Below are 26,607 nucleotides of genomic sequence, written 5' to 3' on the forward strand. Positions count from 1 at the left end.
CGTCAGTTAGACAAGGCAATTTAAATGTTGTCTGGAAAATTATAGCCAGCTCATCCGCACCCATTACCAGGGGAGTGTTTATCTTCATGGATGGTGCGAACTGCACATCACAATGGCCTGAAAGTACAAAGCTTTGGTCATTTTGCTTTTAATAAGCGTTATGAACTTTGGAATAGGGATATAGATAGGCTAGCGCCTGAAAGGTTGTTAGAGCAGATGTCAGTAAAAACGGGGGTAACACTTAGGGAAGCAAAGAAAACAACGCTAAGTCTATTTGAGGGGCGTTTATTTGAGTCTACAAGCCTGTCAGGTCAGCTACGCTGGATAACACCGCTTAAATTATATCATCGTACTCATACAGGTTTTGGCATGCAGTATTGTCCCCTATGCTTAGCTGAAAGTACAGACGCTTATTATCGAATTGCTTGGCGAGTGGCTTTTTATACTTTTTGCCCAAAACACTTAATACTCATGGAAGATAGGTGTAGACATTGTGGAATGGCAGTTGCTTTTCACCGAATAGAGCTTGGAAAATATCACCAGTTAGATGCTCCAGATCTAGCGGTGTGTTGGAAATGCGGGGTAAGTTTAACTGATTTCACTCCTATTCCTGTTAATATTTGGCACCAGAACGTACATCGAAGGTGGAAATGGAAGTTAGCGGTATTAGACCGTGGTTTTGTTAATTCAGGTCAAGTAAAAACTCAGAGGCTTAATTTACTGCATCAGCTTTGTAGAATTATTGCCTCACACTCATTGGCTCCCGATTTACAACAATACTTATGTGACAAAACAAATATGCCGTATCAACATATAAGTGATGTAAAAATAGCATTTGAGCAGCGCTCTTTATCTGAGCGGCATTATATTTTAGAGCTCGCATGGTGGTTAATCGAAAAATACCCAAGGAAGATAAATGAAGCCATTAAGTATAAAAAACTACGCCCACATTACCTCTACAAAGATATGCCGAGTCTAAGATTTAAGTAATGCTTATTATCTATGTATATTAAGTTAATTTTTCTTATTAGAAACAACTAAAGTAAGATAATAACCTGCCGATAACTAGTAATAAATAACGAACAAGGAAAATGATATGAAAGTTAATTCAAATGATACTAATCTAGCATCGCAGTTTATATCGAACGGTTCAGAAGTGAAAATTAATAAACCTGTAAATGGTAAAGAACAAATAAATAGTGAAATGGAGCGACTAGCTAAGGACATATATCATAATGATCAGCCTAAAGAGCCTAAAGCGACCTATGATAAGCCAATGAATATATCAACAAATAATGTTGTATCAACAAGGGAAGCAGAAGAAAAAGCGTTAAATAATATTCGAATCGCTACTGTGAATCTTTATATGCCGGGTGGTGAAGTTTCCAACTCTGTTGAAAAAATGTTTACTCAGTATGACAATATTGTGGCTGAAATAGCGGCCGAACAACCATCATTAGCGAATAAAGACTGGGGGATATCAATCAGTCAATCAGGTGAGCTAGAAGTTACAGGTTCTATTAATGATAAAGAGAAAAGTCTGATATCTGAAAAATTAAATGACAACGGGGATTTTGTGGCCGCAGCTAACGAGTTTAAATCGAGCTTTCTAGAGCACATTGACTTGGGAGTTAGGGGGTGGTCAAGTTACGACGTAAACGAAGATAATTTCTCAAAAATATTTGATTTAAAAGAAATTCTGGATAATTCACAAGGAGGAGAAAGCTTTAAACAGGCTTGGAATAAGGACTTTAGTTGGCTTGAGTTAAACGATAATATCTCATCTCAACTTAGAAGAAATGCAGAACGAGAGTAATTTATTGCGAAAGGGCCTCATTTAGAGGCCCTTTTAAATTATGAAGGTTCGCTAGAAATTAAATCCTGAGGTAGTGTTTAGAAATCTGTGTCATTTCAGTATTATTAAGAAAACAGGAGTGACACATGACTCAATCTTTCGACTTCAACAAAGCATTAGCTGAACTTCAAGCTGGTAAAGGCCTTACTGGCGAAGACGGTGTTCTAACACCATTAATTAAACAACTCACCGAAGCGGCTCTTAAAGCTGAATTAGAGCAGCATTTAGAATCTGAGACCCAAGTTAACCGTAAAAATGGTTCAACCAAAAAAACAGTTAAGTCATCCATAGGTCAATTCGAACTTGAAACGCCCAGAGATCGTTCAGGTTCGTTTGAACCTCAGCTTGTTAAAAAGAACCAAACCAAGTTAACGCCTGAAATTGATGAGAAAATCCTATCTATGTTTGCTTTAGGTATGAGCTACCGAGATATTCGAGGCCACATACAGGATATGTATGGCGTTGAGGTATCAGAGGCCACCATCACTGCCGTAACAGACCAACTGATACCAGAGCTTAAAGCATGGCAAGCGCGCAGCTTAGACACGCTTTACCCGTTTATCTGGCTTGATGCTATTCATTATAAGATTAAAGAAAATGGGCGCTACGTGAGTAAGGCTATTTATACCGTACTAGGTGTCAATATCGAGGGCCGCAAAGAGTTACTTGGTTTATATATCTCTGAAAGTGAAGGGGCTAACTATTGGCTATCAGTATTAACAGATTTACATAATCGTGGTGTATCCGATATTTTAATTGCCTGTGTTGATGGACTAAAAGGCTTCCCTGAAGCAATAGCAACAATCTATCCTGACGCCGAAGTGCAGGAGTGCGTTATTCATCAAATTCGTAATTCGATGAAGTATGTTGCTTCAAAGCACCAAAAAGAGTTTATGGCTGACTTGAAACCCGTTTATAAGGCAGCCACTAAAGATGCAGCAGAAGCCGCTCTCGCCGAATTAGATGCCAAATGGGGCAAGTTATACCCTATCGTTATCGAGTCTTGGCGTCGAAAGTGGGGCAATCTGTCGGTTTACTTCAAGTATCCAGATTACGTGCGAAAAGCTATTTATACCACAAATGCAATTGAAGCTGTACATCGTCAGTTTAGACGACTCACCAAGACTAAGGGAGCATTCCCTAATGAAAACAGCTTGATGAAATTATTGTATGCAGGCATATTGAATGCCTCGAAGAAATGGACAATGCCAATCCATAATTGGAATCTGACATTGTCGCAATTGGCCATCCACTTCGAAGGTAGGTTAGATGGTGTGCTAGATATTTAGCAACTTAGGCTGACACAGAATTCTGAACGCCCTCTATAGACCCTGTATCAGCTAATCAGTTCTCAACCACTCAAAATCATGGCGGTGGCCAAGTTAGAGTTTATGTATTTCAGTTCGGTTACGGTAATACAAACAACGCAACGTTTGCAGGTTCTAGTGTATCTGCCACATCTAGCACTCCTAGATGTGGAGCAAACCTAAGTACTTGTAGTGCAGGCCAAACAGTTACTGGATTCCTCCATCAATTCGATTTTTTTGGCGCATCAAATATAAGTGGTACTGTTAATGTTTCAGCAAATTCGATAGCATCACCATTTGGTTTTTGGAGTGATTCTGTTTTCGTTCAATAATTAACACACAAGAATTAGAGCACAACCCATGTTCACAATGACACACGAACATGGGTATTTAACCAATAAGTTTTACAATATCAAACACTCTAGACTTAGCTTCAATTGCATTTCTCATTTGAGCTGACCCGTCACTATGTAATTTTAGGCTTTCCAATTCCTTAGTCACGTGAGCTACATAATTAACTTTTTCATCTAAATTAAAATCAATACTTGGTGGTGTATACATATCAAGCATTTGACCGCTAGAAATTAACTTATTGTCATAAAGCTCTTTAGCCATTCCCATTACTTCATTTCCAGAAATATTGGTCATATCGTATTTATTTGCAATTTCTTGCCATTTAGCTTCAGCATTGCGACCGGCAGAGCTGATTGAAACGGTGTCTGTTTCGGTTTTCTTGGTTGTGTTAGTAGCCTGTCCATCATTTATTCTTGTGCTTAACGCGCTATGTTGGGCTGACTCAGCATGATTAACATACGGTGTATTAGTAATTTGCATATTTGCTCCCTTATTAAATATTGCAACGACAATGCTTATATCAGAGCAAGTAGCAGGCCAACAAATCGAAACCTGTTATTTGCAACAGGTTTTTTAGAAGTATTAATACTAATCTCACAAACTAAGTGATCATTTATATGGGTTAAAACCACTAACTACTGCGTTATTTATTTAATTATTAGAACAGCTAGTTATGTAAAAAAGCCTTGTGTTTAATGATTTTCCTCCGCCTAAAATAGATCACTTAATTAATGAAAGTGGTATAAGCACGAAAGTACACATCGAGGTAGAAATGTCAGTGATTTTAGCCAACAGAAGCGGCAAATGGGAAATAGTATGGTTTAATAACGGCAAACTATTGCCGATTAAATAAGGGGATAATTAAGTATTCATTTAAATCTCGAATGAATGAGATCTAGCCTAGCGATAATTTTGTTGCTTCAGTTGATACTTTTTCAAATACATCATTCAATATTCTATAAATCGTAGCCGAACCCAAGTCATAATCTTTTGCCAATTGACCAATGGGTACACCTTCTTTCCTTTTATTATAAATTTCTAAATCTATTTCATCGGTTCTTTTTGTTGGTCGACCAAATTTAACGCCGTGCTCTTTAGCTTTAGCAATACCCTCTAGTTGCCGCTCAGAGCGTAAATCAGTTTCAAATTCGGCAATGGCTGCTAACATGTTAAACATTAACCTTCCAGTGGGAGTAGATGTATCAATTGCTTGGTCAATTACTACTAGATCAATATTTTCTGCCTGAAAGCGCTCCGCAACTTGTGATAAGTGAATAACGGAACGCGCAAGACGGTCTAATCTGGTGATAACAAAAGTGTCCCCTTCCCGAAGATAATTCATGCACTTTTGAAACTCTGGTCGAGCCGCTGTTTTACCACTTTGCTTTTCATGATAAATTTTATCGCAGCCAACTTGATTTAACTTATCAAGTTGCACTTCTAAACTTTGACCTGTTGAGCTTACTCTCGCGTATCCAATTTTTGACATTTTTTTATCGTATACTTTAAGATGTTTTGATAAAAACATTATGAGAGTACTTTTGATAATAGTCAAATATAGTTATCATAAAGTATAGCTTTTTGTAAACTAACTCAATAAAGGATTTTAAGTTATGAAATATTCACATTTACTCCCTGCAACAATGTTTGTTGTTGCTGCTGCAAGTTTTTCTTTCAATGCAATCAGTGCTGATACTTCGGTTACAGAGTCATCTTCGATTCAAGTACAAGAGCAACATGATCAAGTTGCATCATTGAATTCTATTCTTGATTTTGAAGAAGCAGCTAAAAATGAGCAAACAACCAGTGAATATGAACGTTGTAGCCCTACAATTTACACTAGATACACTAGTCTTAAATTGGAGCAGACTCGAACTATTGCAAGCTTTACTTATGATGGTGGTAATTGCCGTAGATACGGTTTTGCAATTTTAAGAAACTATGACGGACATGATTTCAAAGTGACTTTGGTTGATAGCAATGGAGATAGAGTTGCTGGCGGATATAGCGTAGCAGTTTCCACTTCTATCTTTAATGCAGGCACTTATTATTGGGAAGTTGAAAATAAAACAACAACTGGATCTACTTATGGTGGAATTACTTATGAAGTAAGATCTGGTGGCTAGTTAAACTTTCTATTAACGACTCAGCCCTATGAGTCGTTAATAGAAAACAATCTAAAATAAAAGCTTAAGTTTTATAAAATTATGTCGATAAAAGAAAACGACATATGAAAAAGGATTTTTATGAAAATCAGCACCAATCTACTACCTACTCTATTTGAAAGTAAAATATCTATTTTTACAAACAGTGATGATGAAAAAATAAAAAGCTTTTCTACTAAAACAAGCGAAAGTGGCTTAAAAATTAATATAAACACAACTCACCTTGATCCTAAAGTTAAAGAAAAAAAAGACAATAATGCTTTTGATTCATCATTAATTGAGGGAAGTGCATATGAAAAAGTATTTAAAAAAGAAGAGCTCAACTTTTCTAATATGAGTATAAAAGAACTTCATAGTATTGTTAAAAATGTGAATGAAATGGAACGAGAATACACACAAAAATACGATAGTGATGAACCAGTTAGATTAGGTAAGTCAGGAAACCCCATAATATCCAAAAAAAGAGAAGATATGAATAGTTTAGAGTCTAAACTTAGGATCCTTTCTTATGGTGGAGGGGATGTAGATCCTGATAAAAAAATTAATGTTATGGAGTATTTTTCTAATAGTTCAGAGAAATTAGATGGACTTGCTAAAGAATATCCTGAACGTCAGACTTATCAAGTAAGAGCCTCTTACATGAAAGAAATAATTAATACGTTTGATAAATTTATATCAGACGATACTTTTGATTTATATCAAGAAAAGGCTGCTTTATTGTTAACCGACAAAAAGAAAGTCGATGTTTTTATTTGAAAAAAGCCTAGAACATAGCAAAACAGCTAACAGCTTATTGAACACCATTTTGGTGGTTTATAACACACCGAAACGGCGTATATTACATACCCTGATAATTTCACCAATAATTACCTTTGTAAACAAGTAATTAAAACAGCTAGGAATTAAGCATGTTATTTTGCCCCAAAACGGCGTTTAATAATGTTATTGGACAAAATTAGATTTCTACTTAAAACACAGGAATAAATTTAACTTTTTCAGTGTCCGGTTATCGCTCAAAGCCGACCTATAAAGTAATTACTTTAACACGTTTGGGGCAAAAGCTTGTTAGAACAAAAGGCAGACTGAGACAAATAGCATCGAAAAGTTTCGAACTTTATTGTCATGGTTTTAGTATTTATTGTCGAGTTTCATACTTTAATGTCCTCCAACATCAATGCCATGCAAAATCATGTTCATAATGGCGATAACGTACGCTAAAGATTTTTTCTCTTTGGCGTAAAAGGTGTTTTCTTGCAGGGTTTTTAAGTCGCTGGTTGAAAGCTGCTTGTTGCTGGCACCACCTTGGCGAAGGTAGTCGTATGCTTCACATAAGAAACCTGCCGAGCCTGCGGCACCATCGTATATGGTTTCGCCAATTTGTGGCTGTAATACGTCAATCATCGCGCGAATTAATGGGCGAGGTGTGTAGTATTCACCGCCGTTGCGACCAGCGTTGCCCATGTTTTTAATTTTTACTTCGTACAGGTGTGAAAGCTCATGTTTTTCTTCTTGTGAGCGAAAACGTAATTCATCTACTTTCTCTAGCGCGTCACGAAGTGAGTAGCCACTTTGAATTTTGTTTTTGATCTCGCTAAATATCTCACCAATTTTGTATTCAATGGTGTCAGGGCTTTTAGCACGAAGCTTAAAGCCTTTAAGGTAAGGGAATAACTCGCCATCGACAAAATCTATTAAATCGGTACCTGTTAAGGCGTTGTCGTGATCAAACTCACCATTAGCGGTTTTCGGTGCAGCCCACGAACTCCAACGGTACTCTTCATCAATAATATATTGGTAGTCTTCTGCCATCAATTCGGCTTCTTGAGACTTAGTAAACTCTAAGTCATCAAGGTATTTTAAAAATAGCATCCACGACGATTGCTCTGTGTAGTCTAGTTCGCTAGAGCAACCTGCGTCTTTATGGAAAATGTCGTCGATATTTTTAAAGGTTTGTTCGAACATGTAAATTAAGTCCTTGTTAGCCAGTGAGCTTGAGATGATTTTTTTGCTTAAAGCAACTCACTCGCTTATTTATATTCCTGAGGTAATAGTGATTAATATACCCTAATTAATTAAAAAATTAATAATATATTAGTACCAAGTAGTTTTTGGTTAGTCTAGGTCAATTTTATACTTTTGCCTTGCCGGTAGTATCTCTTCAAACTCGCAATTTAATGCGTTTACTAATTTATATAAGGTTTCGAGTTTAATATTAACATTACCTCTTTCCATTTTTCCGTAATTACCGCGCTCTATTCCTACATAGGCAGCAAAACCTTCTTGCGAATAGCCTGCTTCTTTGCGTTTTTCTCGTAGCTTTTCACCAAAATGTTTAACTAAATCACTCACCTGATTTTCCTCAAGGCAAAATGATTAGATTTTCATGTTGAGGGCTTAACTACCACGCCCTATAATACCCATTATTATAAGAAGTTTATTAGGATTTACTTTGAAATTTGACCCTCTTGTAGCTCAAATTATTGTTGCACCAAATTTTGATAACTTTACAACAAGTGATGTACGCTCGGCGTACTTAGCATTAAAAAGTGATTCTTCTTTAGTACCTACAGCAGTTAGGCGAAGTATATATGCCGAACTGATCAAGCTTGTTAAAAAAGGCTGGTTAAAAAAGGTGGTATCAAATAAAAAAGGATTTACGCGATTCAATAAAACAGAGAGCTTTAACGTTGAGGTAATTACTCAGCTAGCTAGTGCAATACCTATTGCAACTACAGAAAAGGCAGATGATAAACACGCGCTATTACTTAGTAAGTTAAATCATTACAAAGCCGAGCTATTATTGAATATGGGGGAATCTGAGGCATACAAAGAGCTTTATTTGGAGTCACCCGAATTAGTCGATGAGCTTCAGCCACAATACAACAAAGCGAGAGACAACAATACCAGAATACTTGGCAAGATTAGAGCGATTGAAGGCTTACTGAAGCAAAACGAAGCATTAGAGAAAATATGAAACTAAGACTATGGCAAGCCGAGTGTATTAATTTAGCGCTTACACAATACCAGAGCGGCGATAGCCACTTTTTAGCCTTGGCAACCCCTGGGGCGGGTAAAACCTTAATGGCCTCAGAATTAGCCGATCAACTATTAAAAAACAATATGGTCGATTTAATCATTTGTTTTTCACCGTCTTCAATTGTTTCTCAAGACTTTAAGGAAAGCTTACAGCTAAAAACGAATGAACGATTTGATGGACTTATTGGCGCTAAAGGTAGAGCTTTAACCTATCAAAGCTTACAGTATTTAGATGTGCACTTTTGGCAGCTATTTGAACGATATCGTGTTTTTGTAATATTTGATGAAATTCATCATTGTGCTGGCTCTAATATTGACAATGCGAATGCATGGGGTGAGCAGATAATACTTAACATTCAAAATAAAGCACAGTACACATTAGCCTTAACAGGCACTCCTTGGCGTTCTGACGCTGCTCCTATTGTTCTTTCATCATATCAACAGCCTAACAATAAAATAGCGTGCGACTACGTTTACGGGCTTTCTGAGGCTATTGGAGATAATGTTTGTCGGGTTCCACAAATAGTAGCTGTTGATAATAGCCGAATTACAGTTGTAGATGACGCTGAAACCAAAACATTTAACTGCTTTAAAGCGTTATTAACCGACTCTGGCGTTTCTTATCAAGAAGTTATTGAAAATGAAGCGGTAATAAAATACATCGTTTCTTCCGCTCAAAAAAAGCTTACTTCAATCAGATTAAAAAACCCTGATGCCGCGGGGTTGATTGTTGCATCGTCTGTTGAGCATGCCCATCAAATCTCTATGCTAATGCGAACTTACTTTGACGAGGACAGCGTTGTAGTGACCTACCGAGAAAGTGAACCTACAAGTATTATTCAGCAGTTTAGGCATGCACAAACTAAGTGGATTATTTCTGTTGGTATGATTAGCGAAGGTACAAACATCCCTCGCTTGCAGGTTTGCTGCCACCTTACAAACATAAAAACAGAAATGCATTTTAGGCAAATATTGGGCCGTATACTGAGGGTAACAAACTCTAAAAACCAAGAAGCTATTATGTACATGCCCGCCGAACCTAAGCTTTTAGAGTACGCGTATAGAGTTAATCAAGATGTTCCATTTGAAGCCGATGTAGTTAAGTTTGAAAAGATTGAAACTCCTGCTGGAAAAAACACCGCAGATACAGACTCAAGCGATATCACTTTTAATAAACAAAGTAAAAAATCTTCCAAAGCTCAGTTTGATTTTAATAACTTTGCTGACTTTTTTGATCAGCCAATTATGAGCAATAGGCCTGAAGCGACAGAGGAGCATTTTTTAACCGGTGCCTATGAGCGAATTATTAATATATCAGGCCGCTTTCAGCAAGAGGCTATTGCTTTAGGGTTAAGTGAATTGCGGTAAATACGCTAGAATTTAAGGCCTTAAGTAGCAATCTACAGGTAACATCGATTTCAGTTACACGAGGAAACATAACTTAATTTAAGGTGTTGCTATGGATAGCTTCTCTGAAATTCATAAACAAATAGACCTTATAGAGATTTTAAGCAATGGAAAAATCAGTGCAAAACCAAGTCATCTTGAGCAAATTAACTTTATACATCAAGGTGTAGATATAAAAAATACTGAGCGTTTAAGGATAGAGTTAGGCTGGGGTATACAAGCATTTTCTTCAGCTATTAGAACCCTTCATTTTTATACCTAACAACTGACAGTAAATTTCATTTTAAACATTAGGAGTACTCAGTCCACTCCTTTGCTTGAAAACTGAGTGTCAACTAACGCTTGCAGCACGCGCGCCCACGGAATGGAGCCAAAGGCGCAATGTAGTGGACGTCACAGTGCCTGCATTTGTTAAATCAATGATCGATCTACATCATTGACAGCAATTCCTATCTTGTAAGGAGATAGTGACCTATACCTTTATGTCAATCACATTTTTGTGTTTGAACATATGCCCATCCAATAAAATACTCTGGTGGTGCTTTTTTATTCGCTTTGTAACCTGGAGGAAGAGAGGTTTTTGCAATTAGTTGCTCTCGAGCCTCTTTTTCATTTTTTGGTACAGGTGCGCGATCACCCAGCCTTATTAGATCTGCCCCTCTCTTCATTTCTGCTAACTTAATCACAACTTCGTTAAGGTATTTATGAGGATAATCCTTAGGACAGATTTTAGTATTTCTTGACATATGAGTAGTGCCCCATAAAAAGCTCGTTGTATCGAGAACTCCGATACAGTATCCCTCTGCAAAATAACTAAACTCTTCTGACCCTTCTGGTAGTATTGCCTTTGTACAGAGGTCGAGAGCTTTTTCAAGACCTTCATTAGCTTGAGACATGTTAGTAAAGATAACAAAAAAGAAAAAAACTAATATCCTTTTCAATGCACAACTCCCATAGTGTTACAGATTTAACAATTTAATAGTGCGCTCAACGCGCATATTTCTGCCGATGCCACGCTCATTTTTCTACATTATATAGTTTTAACAAATAATCTAAGGTATTGCCATCACTAAGATTTCTAAAACTTTTCAGTAAAGTTAAATGGAACAATATGCGCGCGTCGCTCATTATTCGTAGCCAGTAAGCACATACCCTAAACCACTTTAAAGTGTAGTTCTTAGGTGTGAATGACTATAAATCGCTCTAAGCAGACTAACAGTCTTTATACCAAAGGAGACTTTGATGACTAAAGTTCAGAGGGCTGAAATATAAGTACTCTCTTTCGGGTTGTTCAAGTTAGTTGTCGCATAAGCTGCACTAGCTCTTTACTTATACTCAATTTTATTAATAAACCACTCTTTTATCCCTACTGGCGTTTTAACTTGAAAATCATCATCAACTTCCTTTTTTAGCATCGCTCTGGCCATAGGAGAGTCAATAGAAATGTAATCGTTACGACCATAGATCTCATCAGGGCCAACTATGCGAAAAGCTTTTGTTTCACCATCATCATTTTCAATCTCTACCCATGCCCCAAAGAAAACCTTGCCGGCTTGCTGAGGAGAGTAGTCAATAACTTTGACGGCTTCGATGCGCTTTCTAAGGAACCTAATTCGAGAATCTATCTGTCTAAGTAATCTTTTATTTTCTTTATAATCGGCATTATCTGAACGATCGCCAAGGCTAGCAGCCCAAGCTACTTTTTTTGTTATTTCAGGTCTGTAGTCGTGCCAAAGATAATTAAGCTCTTTATTTAGCTTGTCTAATCCTTCACGCGTTATTAGATTGGTATACAATTAGTTTGCCCCATCCCACTATTACAAATACTGCAATGCTTTTTTAACAGCATCTAAAGTTGCAACCGGGAGAAAATTATCTTTATCATTACTTGATAATATACTACCGTTTGGCCCCACTTCCAAACCTGCTCGGCGCATAAACTCTTTAGATATGAGGTATTCAAGAGCTTCTCTTTCTAAGTCAGTCTATTTTGAGTTTGGTGACGAAGACGACCCACCCTCATAAAATTCTATGACTGGACCAATCGGTACCGGAGTTTTTCAAGTTAGTTGTCGCAGCAAATTAAATTTTAGCGTGTGTTATAGATATTACGGCTATAAAAAATCTAAAGCTTTTTTTATAGCGTCAAGGGTAGCCGCTTTAAAAACAGCCTGCTTATTTTCATCAATAAGCTCCCCATAATCAGTTGGTGTTAATTTCCATTTGCTTTGAAAGCTATTTGATAATAAATATTCTAATGCCCTGCGCTCTTGAGGCGACAGTTTGTGCTCTGAATCAAGCCCAGTAGACTTGTAGTCATAAATATCAATTTTAAGGTTTGGTGGAATAATTTCTTGTAGCTTTTTTCGAGTCGCAATTAACTCGGAAGCTTGAATTTTTGCTAGTAATCGATGCTTTGGATTATTTATTTCATCTATCCAATTTAACTCTTGATGCTTTTGCTTACCAAGATCTTTTACTGGGCTACTCTCTGCAAATGATGCAATAAGTGCTCTATATTTTTCACCCGATTTATTGCGAATGCTTTGTGCCTTTGGAACTCCTCGTTGAGTGCCTAACTTTGATATAGTAGAAATAGAATAGTCATCAACACCTCTATTTCTTTGCTCCATACAAACCTTATAAATTGCTTCGAGGGTTTCACTAACTTTAGCGGAACACCCTTTTTGTAATTCAGTTAGTAGATTTTCAGGTGACATATTCATGACTCAACACCAGTTAATACATTGTTTTTATTAATAAACTCTATTTCAGACTTTAAAACCTGTTCCTCACCAAGAAGCTCGGAGAGTTTAATATCACAATTAATTACACGACTTACTTTTGACCATGTTTTTAAACGAGACTTTAAAAGGCGTGCCAGTTGATTTCCAGCATGCAACTGCTGCTCTTCTGTTAGCAAGAATAAACCTGGAGATATTTCATTAAATGCAGCCATTTTATCCAACAGTTGAGATCTTGGAATTATGGCATGCGATGCATTGGCCGACTCGTAAATCGTTGCATTCTCACAAACCTCTTGCAGCTGCTCAAATAATGATGTTTCTTCTAAAGATATCTCTATTTCTGCATCACTCATTTTAACTAGAGACAAGCTGTCTTTTTGATTAGTTATTGACTGTGTCATTTTAATTAGCTTATAGGCTGACTGTAAGTCACATAAAAGCATATCCATTTTCTTGGCTGCACTTTCATATTCTGACTCAGTTTTTCTTATTTTTAACTCAAGAACTTTACGCTCTGATAAGTCTATTTTTTCTTTTTTTAAATTAGCTACGTACTCTTTACGATCTAATTCATCTAAACTATGCTCAAGAGTAGTTACTTTATTTTGTAACTTTGTACATTGAGATGACTGGGTGTTAGAGTAAAGTAATATTTCATTAGTGATGGATAGCAATCCACCAATAAATGCGGGACCTGTAATAAAGTGACGACAGCGTAGACAGTTTTGCGTCCCTAGATAACCAGATGGAGCCGGTACACGCAATGATGTACCACTACCATTAAGTTCTCCGCCATCTTCACAACGAGTGGCGGCATATGGGCAGATACCATAATCCCTGAAAATGAAGTTTCCTGCAGGAATAGAGTTTGTTAATGAATTTAGTAAATCTTCATTATTTGATACCAGTTCATTTTTTACTTTCTCTATCTTATTTTGTTCTATTAAACTTTGAGTAGCGTCAACCCTCGTTTTTAATGCCTCTTTCTCGCCCTCCTCTAATCGTTTTCTAATGTCACCTTGCGTAATTTTGCAGTAATAAATAGACATTACAATTGACGAGTGCCCAACAACTTTCATAACTATTTCAATAGGCATCCCCATTTCCATTATATAAGCCGTTATAAGACTCACTCGCATAGAGTGAGGAGTATACTTAGACTTATATTGATTTAATGTTGTTTCCTTCCCTGATAGCGTTGCGAGCTCTAAGTTTGATGGTTGAACATTATAAAGTGCGGCCGCTAACCTTGGTGTTAGCGCATTACCAACACTTTGTGGCTCAACATCCTGATAAGCCCTAAATAAAAAACAATTTATTCCTTTAGCCTTAAGTTGCAACTCATTTAAATTTGTTCTTTTACAACTAGACCAGTTTGTAGGACTATCTATAGGATTATATTTTTGCTGCCATTTACGAAGTCTTATCAACCAGTAAATAAGATCTTCAGGTATCCACGGAATTGAATAACCTTGGCCATTATTACTTGTTTTGTTTGTAGTGATAAACATCCCTGCGTTATCGTCAGGCATTCTTTTTATAAAAGCTTGGTTTTTTGTTAACCCTGAAAAAATAGATTTATTTTTTTCCCAAATTATTTTTCCATTTTGATCAACATTAGCTATTACATCATCAGCTTCACCTGAGTCATTATATGCAATCTGACGACCCCGTAATGGAACTTTTGTCAAAGTAAACGTATGCAGCCAATTGATCGGAGACCACATATAAAGCTGCTCTCCAACCTTTTTTATTACGCAATCAGGATCACTTTTATCTACTTCCCACGCTGATACTTTCAGCCAGTCAGCATCAAACTTTTGCAAATGCTTTAGGTCTCTAAAATTTTTTGCTTTCGCAGGGATTATCCACTCTTGGGCCTTTTTAACAAAATAGTACTGTAAGCAAGGTTTAGTTGATTCAGCTCGCTGGGGAGACATCACACTGGATGAATTTGATAGAAGCGATAAAGGGTTTCTAGCATCCATTACTCGAATGATCTCTCCAGTTTCCTCATCCTCACTAGTTAGATCATTGGTAATCACAAAGTCCAAAAACTCATTTACTGCAATTATTAAATTACGCCGCATATTATCGGTATTCAACTTTTCTAATTCTTGCTTTAAAGGTCTGATATTAACTTTTTGCTTAGTAAGAAATGCTTCTGGAGTTAAGCTTTTATCATGTTTTTCTATATAGATTCGAACGAATCGACAAAGCAATGAGTTTTTAGAGCCTCCCCCTAATGCTTGGGTCATAAATTCTTCTATTTTTACCGCCCAAGCTATATATGGTTTTGCAATAAATTTTAAATTGTAAGGTTCTTTTTTACCTAAAAATTTAAACCAATTTTCCCATTCACTTTCCCACACCCCCTGCGGATCATTTGGTATTTGAGGGTCACCTTGTTTTTTAACAAATGCCCTGTATTCCTTTTGTGATTTAAGAGCTAATGGCTTAATAATACTCTTTAACTTGTTATAGGAATAAAAATCAGGGACATCAAATGTATCTTTATAGCTCACCCACTCATCCTTAAAAACCCTCTCTGGATGTGCAATAAGACCTGGTATGCTTTTGTAATTTTCTAAATGTAGCCTTGAGTTAGTGATACCGTTTTTTTTGCATATTGCTTTGTATTCACCCAATGTTTTTATTGATACAGGTATATTTAATGGAAGGCTCGAGTTACCTTTAAGTTTGCTCATTTAATCTCTCTCATCTTATTACGAATATCTTCTGAGGTTGGTTGTATATATATCAAGCAGGATAGAGAGCTCTTATGATGCATTGCTTTTTGAATTTCAACTTGGCTTAAACCAAGTTGTCGTGCGCGATAACCATATGCATGCCTGTGCCCATGCTCTGTAGTTCCAAGCTCTTTTTTAACTTCCAGTCCAATTTTTTTAACTGCTCTTTTATGAATTCGCTGAAAGTTTTTTATCGTTTCAGGCGCTCCTGTGGAGTTGGTAAATGCAAATGGATGAGTGTCTGTTTTTGCAGGCTCTACACGTTGATATTTTAGATAGTTAACCCAAGATATTAAAAATTCTTTTGCTTTTTCAGGTGGGTTAAATATCACTTCAAAATAACCGTCTTTATTTGTGAGTAAAGGTGATTTCCAACCCGCATATAGTCTTTTTGATAATCGGTATGTATTTCTTGGTTTATAAAAAGTGCTTTCGAGTAAGTATTCTCGCCTATTTGCAAAACTACTGTCAGGTGAGCGGCCTATTTCTGGATGATAGACCCTAACTAATGCTTCATCTCGATATATTGGATGTAAAGTTATATCTGAAACATAAAGGTGAAATAGCTCACTTTTACGTAATCCACCATAATTTAATAACATGGTCATAGCTTGAGATTTATAGTCTGGTGTTGAGCCTTTTACCATTCCAATATAAAGAAGCTTTTCAAAGTGACCATCGGGGAATTTCATCGCTTTTTCATTATTTATTTTAGGCTCTAATAACCGATCAATAAATCTTACTCTCTGTGCATTAAAGGCAGCATCTTTTTGATTAGATAAGTGATTTAAGAACACATTTGCATGCTTATGATAATATGCACACCAATTTAATCTTTCTTCATAACTTGTTGCTTTTCTGAAGGGGTTTATCCTTGATGAGTCAAATCCTTTCTGTAAAGCTAAAAAATCAGAGTAATGCGTTATATGAAATAATATATTATTAGCATCTCTAGGCTTTCTTGCCTTCCAATACAATCCAAGCTCATCATCCATTTTATCGTAATCGATTGTTCCTATTAATAGTGCTTTAGTAAAACCTTTTAATAATAAAGTTGAGTTTTCAAAGTTAGGTACGGCATCAATATATGTGAGTAGAAGCTTTAAAGAAAATATAGAGCGTTCTTTCCATGACTCGCTTTTAGAGCTGTACCAAGCAAGATATCTTATGTGTGATATCACGACACCTTTCTCTGTATAAAGAGCAGGTAACTCACAAATACTGCCAGTCTCTTTGTCATGATACTTTACGTTTATTTTTTGGATGTATGCCATACTTTTTATTATATAGTATATTTACTTTTCCTTAATACTAACTCTTTTTTATTATCTAACAAGTATTAAAACAGTAATTTTAGTATATATTTGGGTGGGGTTATAATATCAATATAATAAACGGCTTCTACGGCAAATAGACCGCCGTGTGCGCTACTTACGTAAGCGCATACCCGACTTAAAAATTATTGATTATTCGCCTGTGCAAGATGGCAAAGTGTTTTTTGGTGCTTGGGTTGAAATTGAAAATGAGCAAGGCGAGACTAAAAAGTTTAAAATTGTCGGTCCCGATGAAATTTACGAGCGTAAAGACTATATTTCGATTGATTCACCAATGGCGCGAGCGTTGTTAAAAAAACAAGTAGATGACGAGTTTGACGTTATCACCCCTCAAGGCAAAAAACAGTGGTACGTAAATAGCATTAGCTATCAAAAAAATAGTTAAGCTGCTTTGATTCAGATCATATTAACTTTTTATTGTGTAACTTAATGCAATGAGCTATAACTGATTTAACTCAAGTTACACAATTTTAATTTGAGACTCGTTAATTAAGGTCGTATTTATGTCAAACATAGTATCGCGCATATTAAGTAATGCCGTATTGTTTGCACTCTTCATGAGTGTAAGTTTGACCTTGCATGCTAGCCCTAAAAACACACAACTAGACTCAAGTATAGTTACCCCTCACTTTATTGCTTGTGACACTCCTGATCAAACAAATCCCGACATAGACTTTGATTCTCATGCCTATGTTATTAGCCTTAGGGTACTGCAACCACTCCCTAAAGCACCCTACTCTTATTACCAGAGTACTATTTTAGACAAACCTTTTAGCTGCGCGCATCAGCGAGGCCCACCTAGCTATTTAATTTAATAACTTACTTTTCAAACTATTAAATTTTATAACTAAATAAGGTGACTAATATGTCTAACTTTAAAGAACTTCGTATTCAAGATATTTCTCATGGCGTTATTGCTAACACGTTTGCTGTTGAACAACCGCTTATTGATTTAACCTCTCCTGCTATTAAAATGATTAATAGCTTTACGAATAAAATACCAGTGCGTGCATCATTCGAAACAACCATTGAGCAAGCGCTAAAACAACTTAGTGTGCAACCTTCAAACTTTATTTTAGTCACCGACGAGCAGCATAAGCTAATAGGCATTGTTTCGAGTGCAGACTTACAAAGCTCAAAAACAATGATAATAGCCCAGCGCATAGGCTTGCCGCGCAGCGAAGTTAACTTACACCACTTAATGACCCCGTTAACTAATTTACTCGGTGTAAGCATGCAAAGCTTAAGCTACGCATGTATTGGCGATGCACTACAAACAATGGAGCACCGTGGCGCTATGTTTTTATTAGTGACTACTGCTAATAATGAAATATGTGGCTTAATTTCAGCTCGCGAAATTGCCAAAACACTGCAAATACCTGTGCACATAACCCCTATTGCTAACTCATTTAGTGAAGTACTAGAGAGCGTAGATCACCCCCATTAAAGCGCTTTACAACAATTAAAGTTATCGCTTTGATTGTTACATCTTAAAGCAAGCAAAATAGCTTGCTTTAAGACCTTTTTATTACCCTCCCCTGTGATATTATTCAAGCAATTGACCCGCCAGTTAAGTTAATTTAACTGGTCTTATTTTTGTTTTATAAGGTTTTTGCATGAGCGATATCTCTGCACGTTTAGCCAGTGAGTTAAACGCACAACAGCAACAAGTTGTTGCAGCAACAAAGTTACTTGATGAAGGCGCAACGGTTCCTTTTATTGCCCGTTACAGAAAAGAAGTAACCGGCGGACTAGACGACACGCAACTGCGGTTGTTAGAGCAAAGGTTGTCGTATTTACGAGAGCTTGAAGAGCGCCGTAGCTTTATTTTATCAACTATAGAGTCACAAAAAAAACTAACTGCAGCGCTAAGCGCCGATATTAATGCTGCACAAAGTAAAACTGAGCTTGAAGATTTATACCTGCCTTATAAAGCAAAGCGTCGTACCAAAGGGCAAATAGCAATAGAGGCGGGATTAGAGCCGCTTGCCAATGCACTATTTAATGATGCCAACCTAGATCCGGAGCAGCAAGCTGAGCAGTTTGTAAGTGCCGATAAAGGCATAGCTGATACAAAATCAGCCCTTGAAGGTGCTAAGTTTATTTTAATGGAGCGTTTTGCCGAAGACGCCAAGTTACTCGCGAAGTTCAGAAGCTACATTAGTCAAAATGGGGTTATTGAAAGCAGCTTAATTAAAGGCCAAGAACAAGCTGGCGCTAAATATCGTGACTACTTTGAGCATCAAGAGGCTCTTAAAAAAGTACCTTCGCACCGTGCGCTTGCTATGCTTAGAGCCCGTAATGAAGGCATTTTACAACTTAATATTAATCCTGAACCAAGCTCAGAAAATTCAGCGCAACTTTGTGCTCAAATGATAGCTGATCATTATCGCTTAGATATTAAAAACCAAGCAGCTAGCAGCTGGCTATTAACTGTGGTGCAGTGGGCGTGGAAAATTAAACTAGGCTTACACTTAGAAAATGAATTTTTAGCGGCTATGCGCGAAAAAGCCGAAACCGGTGCAATTGATGTATTTGCTAAAAACTTAAAAGACCTACTCATGGCCGCACCAGCTGGCCCGCGTACTACTCTAGGGCTCGATCCTGGTCTACGTACCGGTTGTAAAATTGCGATTGTAGATAGCACTGGCAAACTTTTAACCACACAAACTATTTTCCCACATGCGCCACAAAATCACTGGGAAAAATCTGTACGCACCTTAGAGCTGCTTTGTCGTCAACATAAGGTTGAGCTTATTGCGATTGGTAATGGCACCGCGTCTCGCGAGTCTGATAAGTTAATTGCTGAACTAATGAAAGCTAATGCCGAGCTTAAACTTAATAAAATTATGGTTAGCGAAGCGGGTGCATCGGTCTATTCTGCCTCAGAACTTGCTGCTAATGAATTTCCTAATTTAGACGTTTCTCTAAGAGGCGCGGTTTCTATTGCCCGTCGTTTACAAGACCCTCTAGCTGAGCTGGTTAAAATTGAGCCTAAAGCCATAGGTGTAGGTCAATATCAGCACGATGTATCGCAAAGCCAATTAGGGCAAAGCCTGATCTCAGTAGTAGAAGACTGTGTAAACTCTGTAGGCGTAGATTTAAATATGGCCTCGGTGCCATTACTAACCCGTGTTTCTGGTTTAAACAAAACCTTAGCGCAAAATATTGTTAACTACCGCGATGCTAATGGTTCGTTTGCAAAACGCAGTGAGCTTAAAAAAGTAGAGCGTTTAGGGCCAAAAGCGTTTGAACAAGCCGCAGGGTTTTTACGTATTAACAACGGCAGCGATCCGCTAGATAACTCATCTGTTCACCCTGAGGCTTACCCTGTTGTTAAGCGTATTTGTGAGCACAATAGCATTGATGTAAATAGCTTAATGGGTAACAGCGACTTTTTAAATAAGTTAGCCGCTAACGACTACATTGACGATAAATTTGGTTTACCTACCGTTACCGATATTATTAGCGAGCTTGATAAGCCTGGGCGCGATCCTCGCCCTGAGTTTAAAACTGCTGAATTTAAAGCCGGCGTAGAAAAAATAAGCGATCTAAAACCAGGAATGATTTTAGAAGGTGTTGTATCTAACGTTGCTAATTTTGGTGCTTTTGTTGATGTAGGTGTACATCAAGATGGTTTAGTACATATTTCATCAATTACTAATAAGTTTATCTCTGATCCGCGTGAAGTTGTTAAAGCCGGTGACATTGTAAAAGTTAAAGTAGTTGAAGTTGATGCCGCACGTAAACGCATTAGCTTTACCATGCGCCTAGATGACGACATTGATACCAGTAATAAGCCAGCAGCTCCTGCTGCGCAAAAGCCACGCACTAACAACAACTCACAGCCAAGAGCTGCTAAGCCAAAGCGTGATAATGGTAATGCGCTAATGGGCAATGCGTTTGCTGATGCATTTGCTAACGCTAAACTGAAAAAGTAATACTTATATAGCTCCGAATAAATCTAGCTAAAAATAAAAAACCGCGTTAGCGGTTTTTTTATTTGGGTATTTTGATAAAAGCTTTAAGCTCAGTATTGCTTAAGCTACATAACTAACCTGATCTCCGGATAATAAACCTATCTCAAGCAGCTATTTTCAGCGCTAACTGCGTTGAATTTACTTGCAATAGGCCAGCTATTGACGCGTAAACTCGCCTTATTTTCACTGAAAATCTCTGGCTAGAGAAAATAAAGTTAAATATAATTATAATTCAATACGTTAGTAAATCTCTTAACCAGAGTTCAGGTTAACTATATTTGCGCTGAAAAACCGCTGTTGCTTGCGGGCGATGTCGCCATTTGATAAAAATTAGCAATGCGCCCAGCGCGTGCTTCAACTTGTGTATCGCGAGTTTGCTCTGCACTTTTTGCTGTTTTTTCTTCACTGCTATCATTACTTGAAAGTGAAGCGGCTGCTTTACTTGTTGTTTTTTCGTCTTCATTACTTTTTGGGCTTGCAAGTTCAGCCTGTGCGGTGGCTATTTTTTGCGTGGCATCGGCAGCAATTGCTCTATCTGCACCCGATGGTTGAGCTGGGGCAAGTGCTGCTGCACGTACTGTTTGCATTTTTTCTATGGTTGCTTGTGGATCGCCACTTATAGCCCCCACATCTATTTGCACTTCGCCACCCACAGCGTAATTAGTGCCATCTGGGCCACGCTGATACTCATAACTAGGCGAGCCCGCATGTTGCCCACCCACTGCTGCATGCGCTTGTTCGTGCACACGCACTTCGGTATCACGCGCTTTAAGCTCTTTAATTTGTAGTTCTTGTTGCGCTAACTGCTGCTCTTCTTTTGCTGCTTCTTGTTCTGTTGTTTGGTTTTTTTCTTGCTCGTTTTCTTGCTCAGCATTATCTGAATTGCCTGAACTTTCGTCACGTGCCTCAACAGACTTTTCACCGGCCAGTTTTCCTTTCGCGTCGTAAGTAGCTGGGTCACTGTTACCCGGTAATTTAGCTTTTTCGGCATCACTTTGGGCTTTATTTTCGGTGCTACTAGCCGTACTTGATGCTGGCGGGGGAATAACTTCTCGCAACTGATTATCACGCCGTGCAGTTTCGGTATAAACATTTGCGGTGTTTATATTAATAGACGGGAATGGCGTGACAATATTCATAATATTTAAACGTTTATATCAATTAATGTACCGAGCACATCATCGGCAGTTTGAATCGATTGCGTATTCGCTTTAGCGTTAAACTCTTCAACTTTTAAGTTTACCAAAGCTTCATCAATACGGGCAGGTTTTGCTACTGGCGCAGTAACCGCTTCTTCTGAGCGAGCAGCCGTAAGTTGGCGCTGCTGTGCTAGTTGCGCATCGTCTTGTTGTTCAATACTGGCACGGTTAATTTCTGCGCTGGCTCTTTCAATTCCTTGGCTAGCTCGGTTAAACCCTTCTAGGCCACTATTAAATGCAGATCCTATTGGCATATTAAATCTCCATTAAAATAAATATTGTTTAATTATCGCTCAACTAATGCGCAAAATAAAGCTTTAACCAGCGCTATTCGTCGCTCTATTTTAAAGCATTGATTTAACGGCAGATATAAATTCATTTTTATGAGAAATAAAAGGAGCATGTGACGCTTTATCTAATACTTCATACTCAAACTCAGTATTAAGTGCTGCCATTTGGGCAATTACTCTATAAGGAACAAGTGCATCTAAACGACCAAATATAGCGCTTATAGGCACAGGGCAATGAGTAAATAGCGCTCGTAAATCTTCATTTTGTAAAATATCTAAACCCGCAGTCAAAGCCTCATTTTCAGGGGCTTTATATTGATTTAGCAATTGTTTAAGTTGTTTTACGTCATCACGAGCCGATTCGCTGCCCATTGCCTGAATAGCTAAAAATCGCTCTATGGTTTTTTCACCATGATTAACAAGCTGCTCTTTAAATTGCGTTAAAACCTGTGCTTTTATACCCGGCCACGGCGCTTGCTCTGCAAAAAAGGGGCTAGCAGAAACAAGTATCACTTTAGCTACTTTTTCGGGCCAATGTTTAGCAATATATAGTGCAAATAACCCACCTAAAGACCAACCCATTAAAATAGAGTGTGGTTTTAACTGCTCACTTAAAAGTGCTGCAGCGCTGTGTAAGGTATAAGGGTTTGGGCATGTTTTACTACTACCGTAGCCAGGTAAATCAATACTGCGTACGTTGTTATTATGAATAAATGCTAGCTCTGGCTGCACTAATTGCCATACACCTTTGTTCATACCCCAACCATGTAGTAATACTAATTCATTTTGCATATTTGCCAAACCTTAACCAAACTGAAGTTTATAATAGCGTTTAACTAGGCGATTGTAATGAGTATATTTATCCGATGAAGCACGCATTTATAAATTGGCTGTTTGAGTCGCATTGCGTACTTTGCCAAGGCCCAGTCCCAGCCGCGCTGGGCTTGTGTGAGTATTGCTTAGAAGATTTACCATTATTTGATTTAAGCGAGCAAAAAAACTTGCTATATCGCCCTGATATTATTGAAATGTTTCCTAACTGCGAATTTGATAAGTTATTTTCCTGTGCGTTTTACCAGCCCCCTTTTGAGCAATGGCTGAAGCAACTTAAGTTTAATAATCAAATACATTATAAAAATGCATTACAACAAGTTATTACTAAACAATTGAGTACTTTTTTTACTCCTGATTACCCGCTGCCCGATACCTTTATTATATTACCACTGCATAAAAGTCGATTTTTTCAGCGCGGTTTTAATCAAGTAACACAAGTATGGCAACCGTGTTTATCATCTTTTAATTTACTTAGTGATTCGCTGTTACGTAATAAAAAAACGCACGCACAATCTAAGCTAACTAAAGCTAAGCGGGTTAAAAATTTAAAAGACGCATTTATATGTACTGCAGATATGAGTGGTAAAACGGTGGCAATTGTTGATGATATTATGACCACAGGCGCTACACTTAATGCAGCCACCCAGGCTTTAAAACAGGCAGGCGCTAAACAAGTGTGGGCTTTTACCACTTGCTTAACGCCTATTTAAAATTTTAATAGTTAGTCGCCACTTACCCGAAACGTGTGGCCAAAAAACAATGCGTTACTAAGTAACCTACTCGTACCGTACCAATAACCTCTAAACACCGGATCGTCGGTCATACCAATTACTGCTCCACGCCCGTAAGAGTGCGCAATTAAGCCTGCTCCGCCGGCAACTTGAGTAACATTTACAGCATCGGTAAAGCCCGCAAGTAATGGCTGCTCAGTATAGGTAAGCACATTAACAAACGGTGCCTCTGAGGTCTCCAGCAACCAAGTGCTATTTTTAAATACAGGTAGCGTATTACGTGGTAATGAAAAGGTAAGTGGGTGAGTTAAATCTACATGGGTATTAAAAATAGCGCCTGCAATACGCTGACGCCCAGCTAAATGCTCTTTATCAGCATAGTTTAAACCGTCGGTTTTAAACGCACTGGCTACTTCTTTGCGAGACAAGTAGCTGGCTTTTAATAGTTGCTGATCCGCTAAAAATTTAGCACCGCCTTTGTGACCCCAAATAACACCGCCTTTTCTAACCCAACCTTTTATGGCCACTTTATCAGCGTCAGATAAACCACTGTAGTTACCATGAGCCAGCACAATATGGCTGTAATTACTTAGCTCAATTGAGCCCAAACGCTCTAGCTCAACAATGGTTGGAGCAACACCTACAAAACGGTCTAGGTAATACCACACTTCTCCAGCTTCATATTGGCTTACCCCTTTACCGCCTAACAGCAGCACTTTGGGAGCGCTAAGCACCGCCATTGAGCGTGACCCTAAATCGGCACCTTTACTGGTTAATCCTGACGTTATTGGCTTAATAGCAATGCCAAACTCATTTTGCGCCTGATTAAGCTGTGCTATCCAATCACTATTTGTTTGTAACCCTGCAGGAATAATAATACTCCCCGCTGCAAAATTTACTTCTTCGCTGTTTACTGACTTAGCCGTTAATGAATTTAATGCAACACGGGCTTTTACCCCTTGCTGCAGTAAACTATTGAGCATTTTTGGCGCCAAGGTATCATCCCACGAAAAGCCAAATGCATACCCTTCATTAAGTTGTGCAAAGCGCGGTGTAGCGGCTTGTTGCCATGCGTTATCAGCAACTTTTAATCCCCAACTACTGGTTACTTTAGCAAAGGGTAAATTAAATGCATGCGCTAGTGTCCAGCCAGATACATCGTAAAAAGTGTTATCGGCAAAGTTTTTTTGTTCGCTAAAAATAGCTTTAACTAAACGGTATTGTGGCTGTGCTAAAGGCACAAAATAGCTATTGCTAGAATAAGTTTCACCACCTGCTTTTAGCTCTTTTGTTAAAGGGTAAGCGTTAATTTGGTGCTGTTGCAGTATGCTTAAAAAGTCGTTAACTCGGGTGTTATCGGCTGCACCTGCAACTACATAACCTTGAAAGCTTTCATCGGCTGCTAAATCTATCGCCTGGTTATAAAACTTAGCTTGGTAATCGAGTAAGGCTTGGCGGTTGTCTATCGCGGCTTTAAATGTTGATAAACTAGTAAGCAGCTGGTTTTTAATAGTAAAAGCAAAGCTGAGAGGCCCATTTACGGTTTCTTGAATATGCCCGCGCGAACTGGCTTGTTCAAATAAAATACCTACGCCACCATTTACGTCTGGGTAAGTTGAGCCTTTACCATAATAAAAGTCATCAAAGCTTTCTTCGGTGAAGTATAGCGCATTATTTTCGTCTAATGTTTTAGCATGATAATTTGCAATTGCTTTAGTTAAGCTGACATTTTCATCAGGCGTAATCGGGTGTTTGCGCGATGGAATACCGGGCTGAAAAAAGTAACTGCTGTTTGGCCCCATTTCATGAAAGTCGGTTAAAATATTTGGTTTCCACTGATGAAACTTTGCAATACGCGCACGCGATTCTGGGTGTTGTAGTAATAACCAGTCGCGGTTTAAGTCAAACCAGTAATGATTAGTGCGGCTACTTGGCCAGCTTTCCACGTGTTCTCGGGTAACGGGGTCTGACGATAAGTTCATACCACGATTACTATTAGCCCAATTAGCAAAACGAGCTAAACCATCGGGATTAAGTGAAGGGTCGAGTAAAATAACGGTATTATTTAATAACTCATTTATTTCATTACCTTGCGCTGCGGCTAAGTAATACGCCACCAGCAATGCAGAATTACTGCCCGACGACTCATTACCATGTACGCTGTAACCCATCCATACAACACCAGGCTGCTCTGATGATTGCGTGTTGCTAGGCGTTAAACGCGCTAAATGGGCTTGGCGAATTTGCTCTATATTTTTTAATTTATTGGCGGCGGTAATAGTCAGCATCACTAATGGTCGCTGTTCGTGCGTGCGCCCTATTACTTCAAAATTAATTCGATCACTTTTTTGTGCTAGTATTTCCATATAACGCACCAACTGATCGTGCCTTACATGCCACTCACCTACTTGATAACCAAGCACTTGCTCTGGAGTGGGTATACTTGGATCAAACTCAACATCCTCTGCAAAGTAGTAAGACAATGGTTTAGCTTGAGTTGAAAAACTCAGTATTGCCACCATTATCATTAATGTTATTTTTATTATTATACGCATATAATTTACTCATAAAATGTTTGTTGTTTGCACGCTAGCATTGCTTAAAATAGATGCCAACTT

At 38.0% G+C, this 26,607-nt stretch carries 27 protein-coding genes and 1 pseudogene; 14 read left to right on the top strand and 14 right to left on the bottom strand.

Annotated elements, in window-relative coordinates; translation table 11 throughout:
* The first annotated feature begins 90 nt into the window (after positions 1-90).
* The 4 genes from RB215_RS13905 to RB215_RS17855 all read left to right on the top strand — a co-directional run bounded on the left by RB215_RS13905 (position 91) and on the right by RB215_RS17855 (position 3,494).
* Positions 91-990, top strand: coding sequence for a TniQ family protein (locus RB215_RS13905; protein ID WP_050582235.1), 900 nt, complete (start codon positions 91-93; stop codon positions 988-990).
* A 106-nt stretch (positions 991-1,096) separates the two neighbouring features.
* Positions 1,097-1,816 (top strand): hypothetical protein, encoded by a 720-nt coding sequence (locus tag RB215_RS13910; RefSeq protein WP_024606314.1) that lies wholly within the window; start codon positions 1,097-1,099, stop codon positions 1,814-1,816.
* Positions 1,817-1,941: 125 nt separating this feature from the next.
* Positions 1,942-3,144, top strand: coding sequence for an IS256 family transposase (locus RB215_RS13915; RefSeq protein ID WP_008465246.1), 1,203 nt, complete (start codon positions 1,942-1,944; stop codon positions 3,142-3,144).
* Between the two features lie 35 nt (positions 3,145-3,179).
* Complete coding sequence (locus RB215_RS17855) at positions 3,180-3,494, top strand: DUF4879 domain-containing protein (protein ID WP_089368985.1); 315 nt, start codon at positions 3,180-3,182, stop codon at positions 3,492-3,494.
* A 58-nt stretch (positions 3,495-3,552) separates the two neighbouring features.
* Here the strand turns inward: RB215_RS17855 and RB215_RS13920 are convergent, their stop codons facing one another.
* Both RB215_RS13920 and RB215_RS13925 read right to left on the bottom strand, forming a co-directional pair.
* A complete protein-coding gene (locus tag RB215_RS13920; RefSeq protein ID WP_024604508.1) occupies positions 3,553-3,996 on the bottom strand; it encodes a hypothetical protein in 444 nt (147 codons plus the stop codon).
* Positions 3,997-4,411: 415 nt separating this feature from the next.
* A complete protein-coding gene (locus tag RB215_RS13925) occupies positions 4,412-5,044 on the bottom strand; it encodes a recombinase family protein (RefSeq protein WP_263972598.1) in 633 nt (210 codons plus the stop codon).
* Between the two features lie 85 nt (positions 5,045-5,129).
* Here RB215_RS13925 and RB215_RS13930 point away from each other — a divergent pair, with 85 nt between their 5' ends.
* A complete protein-coding gene (locus RB215_RS13930; RefSeq protein ID WP_024604506.1) occupies positions 5,130-5,642 on the top strand; it encodes a hypothetical protein in 513 nt (170 codons plus the stop codon).
* A gap of 120 nt (positions 5,643-5,762) precedes the next feature.
* Positions 5,763-6,437: a hypothetical protein gene (locus RB215_RS13935; protein WP_013463096.1), complete on the top strand. Its 675-nt coding sequence runs from the start codon at positions 5,763-5,765 to the stop codon at positions 6,435-6,437.
* Positions 6,438-6,836: 399 nt separating this feature from the next.
* Here the strand turns inward: RB215_RS13935 and RB215_RS13940 are convergent, their stop codons facing one another.
* Both RB215_RS13940 and RB215_RS13945 read right to left on the bottom strand, forming a co-directional pair.
* Positions 6,837-7,643 carry an N-6 DNA methylase gene (locus RB215_RS13940; RefSeq protein ID WP_309216593.1) on the bottom strand — a complete coding sequence of 269 codons (807 nt, stop codon included), beginning with the start codon at positions 7,641-7,643 and terminating at the stop codon, positions 6,837-6,839.
* A gap of 150 nt (positions 7,644-7,793) precedes the next feature.
* Positions 7,794-8,030, bottom strand: coding sequence for a helix-turn-helix domain-containing protein (locus tag RB215_RS13945; protein WP_004588153.1), 237 nt, complete (start codon positions 8,028-8,030; stop codon positions 7,794-7,796).
* 100 nt (positions 8,031-8,130) lie between these two features.
* Between RB215_RS13945 and RB215_RS13950 the strand changes: the two genes are divergently transcribed.
* The 3 genes from RB215_RS13950 (at position 8,131) to RB215_RS13960 (ending at position 10,386) form a co-directional block, all read left to right on the top strand.
* On the top strand, positions 8,131-8,655 hold the full coding sequence (locus RB215_RS13950; protein ID WP_086993195.1) for a hypothetical protein: 525 nt from the start codon (positions 8,131-8,133) through the stop codon (positions 8,653-8,655).
* A complete protein-coding gene (locus RB215_RS13955) occupies positions 8,652-10,085 on the top strand; it encodes a DEAD/DEAH box helicase (protein WP_086993196.1) in 1,434 nt (477 codons plus the stop codon). The genes RB215_RS13950 and RB215_RS13955 overlap by 4 nt, the downstream gene beginning before the upstream one ends.
* A gap of 91 nt (positions 10,086-10,176) precedes the next feature.
* On the top strand, positions 10,177-10,386 hold the full coding sequence (locus RB215_RS13960; protein WP_306287712.1) for a hypothetical protein: 210 nt from the start codon (positions 10,177-10,179) through the stop codon (positions 10,384-10,386).
* Between the two features lie 223 nt (positions 10,387-10,609).
* On the opposite strand, the gene RB215_RS13965 is transcribed toward RB215_RS13960, so the two are convergent.
* The 6 genes from RB215_RS13965 to gmtY form a co-directional block, all read right to left on the bottom strand.
* Entirely contained in the window at positions 10,610-11,065 is a 456-nt protein-coding gene (locus RB215_RS13965) for a hypothetical protein (RefSeq protein ID WP_309216596.1), read from the bottom strand.
* A gap of 384 nt (positions 11,066-11,449) precedes the next feature.
* Positions 11,450-11,920 (bottom strand): transcription elongation factor GreB, encoded by a 471-nt coding sequence (gene greB, locus RB215_RS13970; RefSeq protein ID WP_306287710.1) that lies wholly within the window; start codon positions 11,918-11,920, stop codon positions 11,450-11,452.
* A 21-nt stretch (positions 11,921-11,941) separates the two neighbouring features.
* Entirely contained in the window at positions 11,942-12,061 is a 120-nt protein-coding gene (locus RB215_RS13975; protein ID WP_375144242.1) for a hypothetical protein, read from the bottom strand.
* Between the two features lie 177 nt (positions 12,062-12,238).
* The gene (gene gmtX, locus RB215_RS13980; protein WP_306288472.1) at positions 12,239-12,850 is read right to left on the bottom strand and encodes a gamma-mobile-trio protein GmtX; all 612 of its coding nucleotides are present in this window, start codon (positions 12,848-12,850) and stop codon (positions 12,239-12,241) included.
* Positions 12,847-15,579, bottom strand: coding sequence for a VPA1269 family protein (locus tag RB215_RS13985; RefSeq protein WP_248534024.1), 2,733 nt, complete (start codon positions 15,577-15,579; stop codon positions 12,847-12,849). Before RB215_RS13985 ends, gmtX begins: the two co-directional genes overlap by 4 nt.
* Positions 15,576-16,895: a gamma-mobile-trio recombinase GmtY gene (gmtY, locus tag RB215_RS13990; RefSeq protein ID WP_306287708.1), complete on the bottom strand. Its 1,320-nt coding sequence runs from the start codon at positions 16,893-16,895 to the stop codon at positions 15,576-15,578. The genes RB215_RS13985 and gmtY overlap by 4 nt, the downstream gene beginning before the upstream one ends.
* A gap of 106 nt (positions 16,896-17,001) precedes the next feature.
* Between gmtY and RB215_RS13995 the strand changes: the two are divergent.
* The 4 genes and pseudogenes from RB215_RS13995 to RB215_RS14010 form a co-directional block, all read left to right on the top strand.
* Positions 17,002-17,340: pseudogene (locus tag RB215_RS13995) on the top strand (GreA/GreB family elongation factor); the annotation flags it as partial.
* A gap of 118 nt (positions 17,341-17,458) precedes the next feature.
* Complete coding sequence (locus tag RB215_RS14000) at positions 17,459-17,770, top strand: hypothetical protein (RefSeq protein WP_011329480.1); 312 nt, start codon at positions 17,459-17,461, stop codon at positions 17,768-17,770.
* A gap of 50 nt (positions 17,771-17,820) precedes the next feature.
* The gene (locus tag RB215_RS14005) at positions 17,821-18,402 is read left to right on the top strand and encodes a CBS domain-containing protein (RefSeq protein WP_309216597.1); all 582 of its coding nucleotides are present in this window, start codon (positions 17,821-17,823) and stop codon (positions 18,400-18,402) included.
* Between the two features lie 169 nt (positions 18,403-18,571).
* Complete coding sequence (locus RB215_RS14010) at positions 18,572-20,896, top strand: Tex family protein (RefSeq protein ID WP_197182271.1); 2,325 nt, start codon at positions 18,572-18,574, stop codon at positions 20,894-20,896.
* Between the two features lie 311 nt (positions 20,897-21,207).
* Here the strand turns inward: RB215_RS14010 and RB215_RS14015 are convergent, their stop codons facing one another.
* The 3 genes from RB215_RS14015 to bioH all read right to left on the bottom strand — a co-directional run bounded on the left by RB215_RS14015 (position 21,208) and on the right by bioH (position 23,216).
* Positions 21,208-22,074 (bottom strand): putative metalloprotease CJM1_0395 family protein, encoded by an 867-nt coding sequence (locus RB215_RS14015; protein ID WP_182677816.1) that lies wholly within the window; start codon positions 22,072-22,074, stop codon positions 21,208-21,210.
* Positions 22,075-22,079: 5 nt separating this feature from the next.
* Positions 22,080-22,388: a hypothetical protein gene (locus RB215_RS14020; protein WP_011329484.1), complete on the bottom strand. Its 309-nt coding sequence runs from the start codon at positions 22,386-22,388 to the stop codon at positions 22,080-22,082.
* 90 nt (positions 22,389-22,478) lie between these two features.
* On the bottom strand, positions 22,479-23,216 hold the full coding sequence (gene bioH / locus RB215_RS14025; protein ID WP_309216598.1) for a pimeloyl-ACP methyl ester esterase BioH: 738 nt from the start codon (positions 23,214-23,216) through the stop codon (positions 22,479-22,481).
* A 74-nt stretch (positions 23,217-23,290) separates the two neighbouring features.
* Here bioH and RB215_RS14030 point away from each other — a divergent pair, with 74 nt between their 5' ends.
* Positions 23,291-23,968 carry a ComF family protein gene (locus tag RB215_RS14030; protein ID WP_011329486.1) on the top strand — a complete coding sequence of 226 codons (678 nt, stop codon included), beginning with the start codon at positions 23,291-23,293 and terminating at the stop codon, positions 23,966-23,968.
* 11 nt (positions 23,969-23,979) lie between these two features.
* Here the strand turns inward: RB215_RS14030 and RB215_RS14035 are convergent, their stop codons facing one another.
* Positions 23,980-26,511, bottom strand: a complete 2,532-nt coding sequence (locus RB215_RS14035; RefSeq protein ID WP_309217172.1) for a M14 family zinc carboxypeptidase — start codon at positions 26,509-26,511, stop codon at positions 23,980-23,982.
* Positions 26,512-26,607 lie beyond the last annotated feature (96 nt).

It is taken from the genome of Pseudoalteromonas sp. HL-AS2 (genome assembly GCF_031198805.1).
Taxonomy (GTDB): Bacteria; Pseudomonadota; Gammaproteobacteria; order Enterobacterales; family Alteromonadaceae; genus Pseudoalteromonas; species Pseudoalteromonas nigrifaciens.